General features: G+C 47.0%; 13 protein-coding genes. 7 read left to right on the top strand and 6 right to left on the bottom strand.

The window, feature by feature from the left end:
* Positions 1-94: 94 nt before the first annotated feature.
* The 3 genes from ACSHX2_RS04995 to ACSHX2_RS04985 form a co-directional block, all read right to left on the bottom strand.
* A complete protein-coding gene (locus tag ACSHX2_RS04995) occupies positions 95-724 on the bottom strand; it encodes a YiiX/YebB-like N1pC/P60 family cysteine hydrolase (RefSeq protein WP_435691188.1) in 630 nt (209 codons plus the stop codon).
* A gap of 83 nt (positions 725-807) precedes the next feature.
* On the bottom strand, positions 808-1,773 hold the full coding sequence (locus ACSHX2_RS04990) for a serine/threonine-protein kinase (protein WP_435691187.1): 966 nt from the start codon (positions 1,771-1,773) through the stop codon (positions 808-810).
* Between the two features lie 167 nt (positions 1,774-1,940).
* Positions 1,941-3,701 carry a protein kinase domain-containing protein gene (locus ACSHX2_RS04985; RefSeq protein WP_435691185.1) on the bottom strand — a complete coding sequence of 587 codons (1,761 nt, stop codon included), beginning with the start codon at positions 3,699-3,701 and terminating at the stop codon, positions 1,941-1,943.
* Positions 3,702-3,838: 137 nt separating this feature from the next.
* Here ACSHX2_RS04985 and ACSHX2_RS04980 point away from each other — a divergent pair, with 137 nt between their 5' ends.
* Positions 3,839-4,243, top strand: coding sequence for a globin (locus ACSHX2_RS04980; RefSeq protein WP_435691183.1), 405 nt, complete (start codon positions 3,839-3,841; stop codon positions 4,241-4,243).
* Between the two features lie 261 nt (positions 4,244-4,504).
* On the opposite strand, the gene ACSHX2_RS04975 is transcribed toward ACSHX2_RS04980, so the two are convergent.
* Positions 4,505-5,125, bottom strand: coding sequence for an N-acetylmuramoyl-L-alanine amidase family protein (locus ACSHX2_RS04975; protein WP_435691181.1), 621 nt, complete (start codon positions 5,123-5,125; stop codon positions 4,505-4,507).
* Between the two features lie 159 nt (positions 5,126-5,284).
* Positions 5,285-6,130 (bottom strand): alpha/beta hydrolase, encoded by an 846-nt coding sequence (locus tag ACSHX2_RS04970; protein WP_435691179.1) that lies wholly within the window; start codon positions 6,128-6,130, stop codon positions 5,285-5,287.
* Positions 6,131-6,229: 99 nt separating this feature from the next.
* On the opposite strand from ACSHX2_RS04970, the gene ACSHX2_RS04965 reads away from it, so the two are divergent.
* Entirely contained in the window at positions 6,230-7,096 is an 867-nt protein-coding gene (locus ACSHX2_RS04965; protein WP_435691177.1) for a hypothetical protein, read from the top strand.
* 164 nt (positions 7,097-7,260) lie between these two features.
* Positions 7,261-7,623, top strand: coding sequence for a hypothetical protein (locus tag ACSHX2_RS04960; RefSeq protein WP_435691176.1), 363 nt, complete (start codon positions 7,261-7,263; stop codon positions 7,621-7,623).
* A 30-nt stretch (positions 7,624-7,653) separates the two neighbouring features.
* Here the strand turns inward: ACSHX2_RS04960 and ACSHX2_RS04955 are convergent, their stop codons facing one another.
* Complete coding sequence (locus ACSHX2_RS04955; RefSeq protein ID WP_435691174.1) at positions 7,654-8,316, bottom strand: hypothetical protein; 663 nt, start codon at positions 8,314-8,316, stop codon at positions 7,654-7,656.
* 333 nt (positions 8,317-8,649) lie between these two features.
* Between ACSHX2_RS04955 and ACSHX2_RS04950 the strand changes: the two genes are divergently transcribed.
* The 4 genes from ACSHX2_RS04950 (at position 8,650) to katG (ending at position 13,234) form a co-directional block, all read left to right on the top strand.
* The gene (locus ACSHX2_RS04950; protein ID WP_435691173.1) at positions 8,650-9,318 is read left to right on the top strand and encodes a hypothetical protein; all 669 of its coding nucleotides are present in this window, start codon (positions 8,650-8,652) and stop codon (positions 9,316-9,318) included.
* Positions 9,319-9,330: 12 nt separating this feature from the next.
* On the top strand, positions 9,331-9,948 hold the full coding sequence (locus ACSHX2_RS04945) for a methyltransferase domain-containing protein (RefSeq protein WP_435691171.1): 618 nt from the start codon (positions 9,331-9,333) through the stop codon (positions 9,946-9,948).
* A 95-nt stretch (positions 9,949-10,043) separates the two neighbouring features.
* Positions 10,044-10,805 (top strand): PspA/IM30 family protein, encoded by a 762-nt coding sequence (locus ACSHX2_RS04940; RefSeq protein WP_435691169.1) that lies wholly within the window; start codon positions 10,044-10,046, stop codon positions 10,803-10,805.
* Between the two features lie 218 nt (positions 10,806-11,023).
* Positions 11,024-13,234: a catalase/peroxidase HPI gene (katG, locus tag ACSHX2_RS04935; protein WP_435691167.1), complete on the top strand. Its 2,211-nt coding sequence runs from the start codon at positions 11,024-11,026 to the stop codon at positions 13,232-13,234.
* Positions 13,235-13,240 lie beyond the last annotated feature (6 nt).

The following is a 13,240-nucleotide window of genomic DNA, read 5'->3' as shown; positions in this document are numbered from 1 at the left end:
AGCTTTGGACAGAGTGCTCCGTGAAGGCTCAGCTGAGTGTGAGGGGGGCTTTTCCTAGGCTGGTATGCGTTTCGCCTTTGGTGAAAAGGATGAGCTATTTTCTAGGGACTTCGATGAGGAGGGGGGATTCAGCGAGGTCGGAGGGCGCGACGACTGGGGTGTCTTTTGGGAGGTTGGAGATGCTGCCATAGCGTTGCTCGATGAGAGCTGCGACTGTTGGGTCGTTGAGGTTATAAGAATCCATGCTGCGTGGTGTGCAGAGTTCGATGCCGGTGGCGTGTTTGTAAATTTTCCAGACGAGCTCTGAGCAATAGAGGTGTTCATCGTCCCAGAGGAATTTGAGGTCGTAGGGTTTATCGAGTTGTTGTTTTGCCCATACCTCAGCTTTGACGAGGTTGGCGGGAGTGATCTGGCTGGTGTCTTTGAGACGGCGTGCGTGAAAGCTGCGCGGGTGGCGCTTTATCCAGTCATCGAGTTTAGTGTATTTGACGGGTTGGACGGCTTCGAAGACCCACCATTGATCTTGGTCTTGAAAGACGACGCCGACATGGGTCCACTTTGACTCGGTGGCAGCTTTGATGGCATTGGCTTGGCCGCGGTGGCCGCTCTGGAACACGATATCCCCATCTTCAAGAGCGTAGGGATTGTGAGTACTGTATTGGCCGTAGCTGATAGAGAGAACTGCCGAAAGGGCGATGATGATAGGGAAGAAGAGTTTTTTCATAGGTGAACGCTAGTGGCTCCTAAACTCTAGGTTACTATTGCCTATCTGTCTTGCTCAAAAGAGAGCTTAAGAGTTATGATTGCTTATAACAGCACCCAAGCAATGGCTGCGACGAAGATAGCCAAGAAAAGCGTGAGAATAGGGACACTGATGCCAGTGTTTGCAGAGGCTAGATGAATGGGCTGGAGGGCCGTGGCAATGAGGAAACTAGGCTGGTTGAACTGTTGTTGGCGGCTGTGTTCAGCAGCTTCTATTTTTTTTACTATGGCACCGAGTTCATCTGCCATTTCAGCAGCGGTAGGGTAGCGTAGCTCGCGCTGAGGGTGGATGGCCTTGAGAATGATGACATCGAAGTCTTCGTAGGAGTCGCTGAGTTTTGAGGCTGAAAGATAAGGATAGGGGACGAGGCGACCTGTTAGTAGTTCGTAAAGCATGACTCCAGCGGAGAAGATGTCAGCCTTTTGGTCAATCCCGTGTGGGTCGCGCAGAACTTCAGGAGCTGTGTAGCCTTTGGAGCCGTAGATCGTTCCTCCATCATGTGTGTCGTCGAGTGGGCGTGATAGGCCAAAGTCGACAATTTTGGGGCGGGCCTCGTCATCGATGAGAATGTTAGCAGGCTTGATGTCGCGATGGATGAGTCCTGACCTGTGCGCGTGATCGAGGCCACGGCAAATCTCTGCAATGAGAATGGCCGCTTCTTTCATGTCGATCTTGCGTTTGTGTGCACTCTGGAAAAGGGTGCGGCCAGGGATGTATTCCATGGCGAGAAAAAGTATTCCGTCTACCGCCCCAAAATCGTAAATACGAACCAAATTCGGGTGGCTTAGTTTACCCATCGCCTTGGCTTCAAGTTTGAAGGCGTTGCGGAAAGAGGGGTCATCTCCAAATTCCCTGGGGAGGATCTTTATGGCAACTTCTCGATCAAGTTTGAGCTGCTTAGCTAAGTAGACAGCTCCCATGCCCCCCTTCGCTAGAAAGGAGTCTACTTGATAGTCAGTCAGTAGCTCATTGAGTTCTTCGGGTGATGGTGGTGTGAATCCGTTCGGCATCCTTGCTATGGTAGTGTCCTTATTTTAGGGGATGACGGGGGATTTAACGGATCATATGTAAGAAGGGAGAAAAGGAAAGTTAGTTTTTGGAGCCTTGTTAGAAAAAAGGAAAAACCCAGGTCACTGGTGTGAGCCTGGGTTTAAAATAGTTTAATGGAAGGGACTATTTATGAGGCAGATGTAGCTGTTGGCTCAATGCTGCTAGATTTGTTCGCTGACTTTGTTTTTGTTGTCCCATTTTTCTTCCATTCAATGAGGAAGGCAGCAGTATCAGTATCTTTTTTCGCACTCGCGAAAATGTCAGAATCGATCTGAGCGTACGCAATGGAAGTAGTTTTGCGGATCTCAATGCTGTCACCCCACGGAGTGCCGTCGACCCAGTTCCAATTTTTGTCACCTTCGGTGTAGGCTCCAATCCAGCATGCGCCCCATGACGGGATGATCGTCTTGATTTTTGCTACGTCATCCTTGTTTCCGAGAATAGCGAGTGTTGCGCCGTATTTTTTACAGAGCTGTTCCGCTTCCTTCCAGGTGATGTCGTCATTAATAAATGCGACTAGGCGTATTCCACCATCGAGTAGGACTGCTCGCTTTTCAGTAATGAGCTCACTGAGGGCTGGGTTTTTAGCCGTAAGTTCAGTAATGAATTGTTTTTTAAGGTCTTCTTCTGAGAGGGAGTGGGAAGCTTTGGTAGTTTCCGTAGGGGCTGGTGAGATACTTCCGCCAGTGGTCTCGAGCTGATTGTTAACCTTAGTCTGATTTTTATTTGCGGCCGTTGTGTTCGCAAGATCGCCAAGGGGTTTAATGAGTTTGTTTTTGGAAGAGTCATCAAAATAGACTTCGAGTTTGGATCCGTCTTCTTTGATGTGAATTTGATCAGGGGTTTCCGAGTTTTTTTTCTCTACTACAGCGATGTCTGCTTTTTTCGCTTCGTAGGCTTGCCATGCGTAGTAGATGCCCGCGGATAGAGCGACGATGAGAACGAAAGATAAGGGTCCGGAGCTCTTTTTCTTTACTTTTTTAGTCGAGACTGTGGTGCGAGCTGTAGAGGCACTGACAACAGCCCTAGGTACCGCGCTAGTAGCTTTTGGGGCGAGTTTCTGGCCGGTTTTTATGCGGCGGCGGACTTCACCCAATTTCTCTGAGAGTTCTTCTGCGGACTGGAAGCGTAATGCCGGGTCAGCGGCCATCGCTTTTCGAATCGTGCGCTCAAGTGAATTATCAAATTTTCCGAAGCGTTCGAGTGGTTGGTAAATTTGAGCTGGCATTTTTCCAGCGAGGAGCTCGTAAAGCATCACTCCTACTGCGAAAATATCTGTGGCAGCACCCACTTTTTCGGGAGCCGCGACCACTTCAGGAGCCGCGTAACCAGGGGTGCCGTAGATAACACCTGATTCAGTGTTGCCGGATGGGCGGGCGAGGCCAAAGTCACCAATTTTAGGGGTGCCGTCTTTGGTGATGAAGATGTTTGCTGGCTTGATGTCGCGGTGCAGTATGCCTGCTTTATGCGCGTCATAGAGACCATTTGAGATGCCAATGATAGTTTCTACCGCTTCGAGTTGTGGTAGCTGTTTCTGGTATGCGTGTTCGTAGAGTGTGGTGCCATCGACAAATTCCATGACGATGTAAAGCATGCCGTCCACTTCTCCAAAGTCGTAGACTCCGATGAGGTTGGGGTGGTTGAGGCGAGCCATGAGCTTTGCTTCAGATTCAAAGCCCTGGCGGAAAGTTTCATCTGAACCTAGTTCAGGTGGGAGGATCTTGACTGCAACTGGGCGGTCAAGAGATGTCTGTGTGGCTTTATAAACTGCACCCATGCCACCAGTGGCGAGAAGACAGTCGAAAGAATAAGCAGGGAGAAGCTGGCTGATGACTTTAACATCAGGTGCTTCAAAGGGGATAGCTTGAGGAATTTGATCGGACGACATTAGATTATAATTTACTAAGTAGATTAACTGGGCGAGTTACAAGAAACATTCATGGAAAGGTCAAGTGTACAAACATGTGTATAATGTAACATTTCTGTGAGGAACTTAATAACTCTAACAAGCGAAGGCGATTACTGATGAACGAGAATTTTATAATGGAAGATGTAGGGCGCGAGGGGATCGAGCGTATGGTGAAGTTATTTTACAAACAGGTGCCAGAGGATTCTATCTTAGGGTCGATGTACCCTAAGAATGATTTGGTGGGGGCTGAGGAAAGGCTTAGTGACTTTTTATTGTACAGATTAGCAGGTGATGAAACTTACACACAGAAGCGAGGACACCCTAGGCTGAGAGCACGTCACATGCCATTTCAGATAGGAATTCGTGAACGTGATCGCTGGGTAGCACTGATGGATACGGCGATGGATGAAGCAGAACTTTCAGAGGAAGCCAAAACGATGTTGCACGATTTCTTTCTGCAGATTGCGGACTTCATGCGGAATGTGCCCGAAGGAGGCGGAATTAATTTTCGTCCTCAATAATACTGAGAGTGAAGACTATTCTGGGGAGTGAGGTAACTCGACCGAATCACCGTGGTCTTGGGGAAGTAGTCAACAGGGCTCAACGCTGTTGCTCAGCACTCCGTGTAACACTAAGTATACGACGAGGCCGAATATAAGCCATTTTACGAGCGGTGAGAGTTGCTCTCTACCTTGGTGCTCCTTAGTATTATCCTCAGGACTGTCCATACAAGTGTGAGGGGTGGGATCGGATTTTATTCTCTAAAAGGAAGCTCTGAGGGTTTATTTCGACCAGCCTTTTTTGCGAGCGTATTGGTATTTTTCGATTCCACTGACGATGCCTTCGGCGATGCGCTGGCGGTATGAGCCTTTCTTAACGGCACGACGTTCACTGGAATTCTGCAAAAAACCACCTTCAACGAGAATGGCTGGGTTTTTCGCATTTCGGATGACGTAGTAGCGCGCAAATTTCACCCCTCGATCGTATGCCCGAGTTTTTGAGAGCATGGCTTCTTGCACATATTTCGCGAGTGATTTAGAGCGAGACGTGTAGTAGAATGTTTCAATGCCATTAGCCGCTTTTCGGTAGGTATAGTTGTAATGAATTGAGACAAAAATAGAATTTCCGTAGCGGTTGCCTATGGACGCGCGTTTTTGGAGGGAGATGAACACGTCGCTAGTGCGTGTCATCTTTGTGCGATATCCCTTACGCTTAAGCAGGTATTCTACTCGCTTAGCCGTATCGAGAGCGAGGTGTTTTTCGTAGACCTTGTCGTAGTTTCCGCCGATGTCCTTTCCTCCATGACCAGCGTCGATAACTACTGTGCTAAAAGCTCCCGCCGTAGCGACACCGCAGGATGCTATCAATAGGAGCGCGGTGAATAGGTGGCGGAGGGTTAGCATGAATTTTTGAAGGTGAATAGATGTAGTAGGGAAAAAGCTAGATAACTATACCATCAATTCGCATAATGGTGCCTGTTTGTCAATATTTCAGCTCTAGCAGCGTTACTGATAGAACCTAGGGTTTTGAGGGTTTCTTTCAGGAAAGTGAAATAAATTATTTTAGCCAATTACATCCGTTTTTTCAGGAGTGAGAAAGCCTTGTTCGATAAGGAATCCTTCTGCATTATCTAGTGTTTGCACAAAATACTGCTGGTTGACATTGAAGTTGAAGAAGGAGTGGGTGGCGCGGCTGAAGGGAAAAAAACGGGCGATGTTTCTCTTGGAGCGAAGCCGTTGGCAAAATTTGTCTACGGCCGCGACTGGAGTCACAGGGTCTGCATTGCCATGAAAAAATAGCATTGGTGGGAGTTTTCGGCGGATGTTTTTTGTTGGGCTGGTGCGGCGTGCATCCCTTTTATTCGGGAATAAGTCGTGTCCGATTCCACTCTTGGATGTGTCGATGATTGCGCTCCAAAGGATGAGAGCGTTGGGGGCTCCAGAGAAGAATCCGTCGTGTTCGATTTTTTTGTGCATGGCGGCACAGAGAGCTAGATGTGCTCCGGAGCCTGATCCGCCAGCAACAATTTTTTCGGGATCGATTCCTAGGAAGCGATTGTTTTTACGAATCCACAAGATCGCGGTTTGTGCATCGTTGATGGCATCCATGGGTGTAGTGGCATGTTTAGTTGAGGTTCGGTATTCAACAGTAATGCCTACGGCTCCATAGGAAGCGAAGTTGAGAGCTTGAGGCGCGAATTGGGTACTCATTGACTGGTCCCATTTTCCTCCATGAAAAAGCACTACTGCACAGCGGTGGTCGTTCTTGTTATGATCGCTGGGATAAAAGCAATGGAGGACGAGATCCCCCTGTTCACTACGTTTGTAGACGATAGTTTCTGCATCCTTGAGGAGTACTTCATCGCGTAAAACAGCGATAGGTGGGGTGGCAGAGGTATTGGCGTCCATATGTGGGAATGAAATTCATAGAGGTTTGAGTTTACCTCAGGGCAGATTCATTGTGCAATGCGCGGCATGATGCAATTCAGAATTTTTTGTTTACTCGTAATGGTGACCATCTTGGTAGGTGGAGGAGAGACTCACGCGGGCAATAATCCGGCTCTACAGGGTCAGCTAGACGAAGTGTATAATCAATGGCGGCAGGCTGTGATTAAAAAAGACTCTGCTACGTGGTCGCGACTGACAGCAAAGAATCGTCAGCTCGCAGTACGTAATCGCATCTATTCCGAAAGGAGAGAATTTCCCAAGGCTGTGTTTGATCTCCCAGCTGCGCCACCAAGCATATCAAGCCTTAAGGGGATCAGTGCTCACCATAAGGGAAGTACGGCTACTGCGGTGTACTTTGGTAAAGTGGACTTTGGGATAGGAGGGAAGCCAACTGACAATTTGCTGTTATTACATTTTGTGAACGATGCCGGACGCTGGAGGTACGATACGGCTGATTATATTAGTCTTCAATCGTTGCCGGATGTGAGGAAACAACTGCAGACTGGGGACTTGAGCTATGTTGAGCAAAAGGATTTCCAAGCGAGCGGAGTGCCGCCTCAGATGCCTATCCCTGTGGGCCCTGCGCAGTTTATTTCTAAAGTTTACGTTTTCTGTCCAGGGAGAGATGTGAAAGTGAAGGTCAATAAAATTTCTGATCATAGTTTTCAAGATACCAAGGCTGCTGAGATAGTAATTGGAGGCGCAAAAACGGGTTCCAATGAGGTGCAGTTTTCCACTAAGGCTCTCGAGGGTAGTACAGGTAAAGAAGCGCTTAGTATACGAGTGTACCTCCTTTCCACTGTGCAAGGAGTGAAGCCTGTTAAAGTGTACGAATATCAAGTGAACGAGGGTGAAACGGTAAAGCCATACGGTAGTGGCAACTTTATCATCGATGCGAAAATAGTGAAGGAGCTCCAAGGTAAGTAAGCATGTAGATTTAGTTTGGAGTCAGATAAGTGACCCTAGCTCAGCAATGGAGCAGACCCACATATTGTGATTGGGCGGATCAATAGAGAGTCACTAGCTCTGATTATCTCATTTTTTGACAGAAATGTTTGGTCAATGACTGGAGCTAGTTCTATGCTCTGGCCGTGCTCCAGATTGTATTCAATGAAATTAGCGCCGCAGAGATCTCCCGTTTAGATACTCTGGATCAACTTGACTTGCTCGATGCGTTTCAGGTGACTGAACAAAAATTAGAGAACCTCGATGGTGAGGATTATGCTAAGCTAGATCGTGATGGGAAAGAGCTGTATCGTTTCCGCACTGCTGAATACCGTATTTATTTTGGGATAGAAGAGGGTAATGTTATAGTTCATCGCGTATTGCATAAAAACACGTTCTCGGACTTTTTATTCCGCTCGAAGATGCCAGTGGGTGAAGATGAAGCGCTAAGTAGCTCCAAACATTTCTGGAAATTAATCGATGAAGGGCGTAATGCTCGCCAGCTCTAATTAGAGCGTGGGTGAATATGCTAGGTGACGCTAGCAGATTATCGCGTCGTTTGCGTCGATAATTGAAATTGCCTCTTCCTTCTTAAACATCTTAGCGAAAGTGCCTCCCATGTGGGCTGCTTCTAGTAATGTTTGCGTCGTGGCAACATCAGATACTGTTCCGTGGTCATTATATTGCACTCGAAATGGAGCGACGAATTTTTCAAACGCTTGGTCACTTTTTTCCATTTCAGCTTCGTAAGTGATCACGGGAAGGTGCTCAACGAAGTGTTTTTTTAGCTCTGCTTCAATCACACGAGGTATGGTTTCGTGGTACTGGAAGACTTTTGATAGAGGTTCTTCCGAAGCGCCTTCAAACTGGAGCGTGAAGGTGAAATCTGACGGGTCAGCGACCATGCTGACCTCGTATTCTTCTTCCTCTTGCGAAAAATTGAGACGGACGCCTACGTTGTAGAGCTCATTATCAAGAGGAGATTCGCAGTCCATGAGGACGATGTCTACAGGTAGCTCGTTTGCTTTAATCGCCTTGGCTAGATGGAGGAATACTGGTACTAGAACGTCGTCAGTAATGCGTTCCATTTCTAGGCAGCCAATCATGAAGTTCTGACTTTCCCAGATGCTCTCGTCCTTTATGGCATTAGGATCCTGAGTGTCAGTGTCTGATGGCGTTGCAGATGAATTTACTTGCTGCATATAAAATGGCGTAGTAGTCTAGAGTCTGGTTCTAGTGGGGAATTAATAGCACACTAGCAAATTTTTTCGGTGATGCCATAGGAATTTTAAGATTTCTTAATTAGCTCTCTAAATGAGCATATCCTTTTTTCTAAATATTTAGAACATCCGTTTGAGTGCGGGAATATCTTGCGTTTCTAGTGCTAATGGGCAATTATGGTTGTCTCTTAACGCTTTAATTCACAAATTCATTTGAAGATGTTTTTAAAAATATCTAAAGCAGTTAAAGTAATTCTGGATTATTTTTAATATTTATAGATAATACAGAATCAAGAAATAAGCAGCCCCTAATCAATGTCCACCGCAGAGAAAATTCCCGAATTTGCAGATCTCTATCTCCGACCAACGGAGAAAGAAGTAAATGATCAGCGCGAGCGCTACCGTCAGGCAGTGCGTATTGGCTTTGTTGAAATGGAGCGGATTGTGGAAGAGGTTGTTGTTCCTGAGTTTGAAAAAGTAGGCTGTATTTTGATTGATGCAGGTTATGATGTCGAAGTCGTAGTATTTGATACGGAATCATCCGTCTGTGACGATCTCTTTGTCTGTGGCGCTGGTTTACGTGTTTCACGTGGACACATGCACTCAGCCATTGTCTATACAGGTGATCCTTATCGGTTTGAGTTCACGCTACAAACACACAACTATTCGGGGCAAATCAATGAAATGGATGTGGAGTATCACAAGTTGACTCCAGATTGGTTTCATAGAAGTGTGATGCACTTTCTCTCACAAACTTTCCCTGAAGTGGATTTCTCTGAATTTGCACAGGTGGAGGAAGATAAGTGGAGACTCATGGAAGGGCCGTTCACTGTGAAACTTGAAGGTGAAGATGGCGATTATCAAACTATCGCTGAAGCTGAAACGATTGAAGAGGCTATGAAAATGGCATCGATGTTTTGCACAGCTTTCAATTCTGAGGATAAGTTGGTTCTCGAAGACCGTACAGGTCAACGAGTTTGTTAGACGGGTTGTCTGGTGGATTGGCAATCGAGATACCAAACAGGCGACACTCCTTGGGATAAGGGGGCTGTCACACCCGTGCTCAGTGAATTGATTGAGCTGAAGCCTCTATGTTTTGGGTCATTAAGACGTATTTTTGTTCCTGGTTGTGGATTAGGCTATGATGCACTTGCGTTGGCTGAGACAGGAAGTACTGTGCTTGGGTTTGATATTGCGCCTATGGCGATAGAGCGTGCTCGAGAGGCTGTGTCTGGGGATGTCGATCTGAAGTATGAGGTCGGGGATATATTTAAGCTATCAAAGGAGCTTATAGGCGATTTTGATCTAGTCTGGGAGCATACTTGCTTTTGTGCTCTAGACCCCAGTTTTCGCTCTCAGTATGTGGAGCAAATGTGGAGTGTTTTAAAACCGAATACAGCATTGCTCGGTGTCTTTTTCACGAACCCAGATGTGTCGCCCAATGGAGGCCCGCCCTTTGGTGCTACTAGAGAAGAAATCATAAAGTTTTTCAGCTTACGATTTTCGTTAGAGTGGGAGCGTGAACCCTCACGTTTTTATGAAGGGCGAGAAGGAAGAGAGCATGTGATACTGTTTCGTCGTCTTCCTGATCACTCAGATTATAGTCGTTTCTAAGCGGTTAATTGGACTTGGTTCCAAAAACTCCAATTTCTTATACTTGCGGTAAGAGGGAGATTTACGCAGAGTGTGTGCTAACAACTTTATAGTGTATGTTTAAACGACTCGGAAATCTTATTAAAGGCTTTTTTGGCCTCTTTGTTGGTGGTCTAGAAAAGCGCAGCCCAGAGGCTTTGTTAGACGTGGAGAAGGAAAACCTTCGCAAGCAGATAGCCCAATTTAATCAGGGTTTAGCGACCCATGCAGGCCTTGTAGAGAAGCTCATTTCTCAAGTAAAGAAACTTGATAAAGAAGAAAATGAGCTCCGCGCTAAGACTACTGCAAACCTTAGAGCAGGTAATCGACAACTGGCTGGTGAGTTTGCTATGAAACTTAAAAAAGTGGATGGTGAGCATGACGAGGTGAAGGTGCAGTTAGAAGATGCCGAGAAGCATTATAAGGAACTGATTCGTGCTCGTGATGTGTCTGTGAAGGAAGCGCGTACAAAGATCGAGGAACTCCGCCGCGGAATCGATGACATGAAGGTCAAGAAAGCGGTTGCTGAACTTAATGAAATGGCATCAGGTATGATCAATGAAATTGGTGGATCGGGTGATAATTTAAATCGTTTGAGTGAGATTGTGGAAGATGAGCGGACGAAGGCTGCTGGGCGCGCTCGCGTCGCCAAAGATAGCATGGATCTTACTGACATTAATATGAAGCAGAGTGAGCAAGATGCGCTAGCTGAAATGGCGCTGGCGGATTTCGCTGCTGCTGAAGGAATCGAGATAGAGAAAACAGATAACCAAGCTCCGCCAAAAACCGAAGGAACGAGCAGCTCCCAGAGTACGATGGGGCCAAGTGTTACTGAGTAGCTAACTTTAAATGAAGAGGAAGAGCGGTAAGTGGATTTTGTCCCTTACCGCTTTTTTGTGTTCAGCTCTAGGGCTGAGAAGTTGTTTGTCGTATTAGCGTTGCTTATGCTTATCATGTGGCGTGAATTCCATTGTTTGATCTTTCTGTATGCTGTAATTGTATAGGACTCTAACAGGTGTATTTTTGTTAGAGGTAATTTAATTCAGAAAACAAGATTATGAGCGATATCAGCAAGTGTCCATTTCATCAAAGTCAGCCGGATACGAAAACAAAGGAGAGTGCAGGAGGTGGTACTGCGAACAAAGATTGGTGGCCGAATCATCTGAGAGTGGATCTTCTCCGGCAACACTCTCAGAAATCTGACCCAATGGGGCTGGGCTTTGATTATGCTGAAGAGTTTAAGCAGTTAGATCTGGCTGCAGTGAAGCAAGACCTCTGTGATCTGATGACAGATTCTCAAGACTGGTGGCCGGCTGATTTCGGCCATTACGGTCCACTATTTATTCGTATGGCTTGGCACAGTGCTGGAACTTACCGTGTGAGTGATGGTCGCGGTGGTGGTGGAACTGGTAATCAACGTTTTGCGCCGCTCAATAGCTGGCCAGATAATGTGAGCTTGGATAAAGCACGTCGTTTACTTTGGCCGATAAAGCAGAAGTATGGCCGGAAAATTTCTTGGGCTGATTTAATGATTTTGACAGGAAACGTGGCTTTGGAGTCGATGGGGTTCAAGACCTTCGGGTTTGCGGGTGGACGTGAAGATATTTGGGAGCCTGAAAAAGATATTTATTGGGGCAATGAAAAGGAGTGGTTGGCGGACGAGCGTTATGAAGGCGATCATGAGGATTTAGAGAATCCACTCGCGGCAGTGCAGATGGGATTGATTTATGTGAACCCAGAAGGTCCTAACGGAGTACCTGATCCTGTGGCTGCGGCTAAAGATATTCGTGATACTTTTGCTCGGATGGCGATGAACGATGAGGAAACAGTGGCATTGATCGCGGGCGGTCATACCTTTGGTAAGACGCACGGTGCTGGCGATGCTGAGCATGTAGGCCCTGAGCCAGAAGCGGCAGGGATAGAAGAGCAAGGTCTTGGTTGGGCGAGTTCCTTCGGCACAGGTAAAGGTGGTGACGCAATCACTAGCGGCCTTGAAGTGACTTGGACAAGTACGCCGACTAGATGGAGTAATAACTTCTTCTGGAATCTCTTCGGTTACGAATGGGAGCTAACAAAGAGCCCCGCGGGAGCTCACCAGTGGATACCGAAAGATGGAGCAGGTGCTGATAGCGTCCCTGACGCTCATGACTCCACTAAGCGACATGCGCCGACCATGCTGACTACGGACTTAGCGCTACGTTTTGATCCGGAGTACGAAAAGATTTCTCGTCGTTTCCATCAAGACCCTGATGCATTTGCTGAAGCGTTTTCAAGAGCGTGGTTCAAACTCACACACCGTGATATGGGCCCGCGTTCGCGCTATTTAGGAAATGAAGTCCCAGCTGAGGAGCTCATTTGGCAGGATCCTGTTCCTGCAGTAGATCATCCTTTAGTGGAGGTTGCGGATGTAACCGAATTAAAGAGATCTGTGTTGGCGTCAGGTTTATCGGTTTCTCAACTAGTAAGTACGGCGTGGTCGGCAGCTTCTACTTATAGAGGATCTGATATGCGTGGTGGTGTGAATGGCGCACGTATTCGACTCAGTCCGCAGAAGGATTGGACCGTGAATCAGCCTGAACAATTAGCGACAGTGTTGGCTAAGTTGGAAACGATTCAGGATGAATACAATGACGCCCAGTCAGATGGTAAGAAAGTTTCTTTGGCTGATTTGATTGTGTTAGCTGGGAATGCCGCAGTCGAGAAGGCAGCGAAGGCCGCAGGTTTCCCTATCGAACTGCCATTTTTAGCTGGAAGAACTGATGCTAGCCAAGAGCAAACGGAAGTGGATTCCTTTGCCTGGTTAGAGCCAGATGCTGATGGTTTTATTAATTACCAACGCGCTAAGTTCGCTGTTTCTTCAGAGGAAATGTTGGTGGACCGAGCACAACTGCTGACGCTCACCCCGCCAGAATTGACTGTGCTCGTCGGTGGTTTGCGTGTGTTAGATACTAATTACGGTCAGACGCATATGGGGGTCTTCACTGAGAGTCCACAAGTGTTGAGCAATGACTTCTTTGTAAACCTGCTAGATATGTCTACCAAGTGGACGGCACTAGATGAGAATCAATTACTCTTTGAAGGCTGTGATAGAAAGAGCGGTGAAGCGAAGTGGACTGCGTCACGGGTTGACCTCATTTTTGGATCAAACTCCGAACTCCGTGCTTTAGCTGAGGTTTATGCGACGGATGACTCGAAGCAGAAGTTCGTAGAGGATTTCGCAGCAGCTTGGGTCAAGGTCATGGAGCTTGATCGCTTTGACCTGAAATGAAGTGAG

It is taken from the genome of Rubritalea sp. (genome assembly GCF_051252225.1).
In the GTDB taxonomy this organism is placed as follows: Bacteria; Verrucomicrobiota; Verrucomicrobiia; order Verrucomicrobiales; family Akkermansiaceae; genus Rubritalea.
Note: the sequence above shows the minus strand (reverse complement) of the source record. Positions and strands in the feature narration are given on the sequence as shown.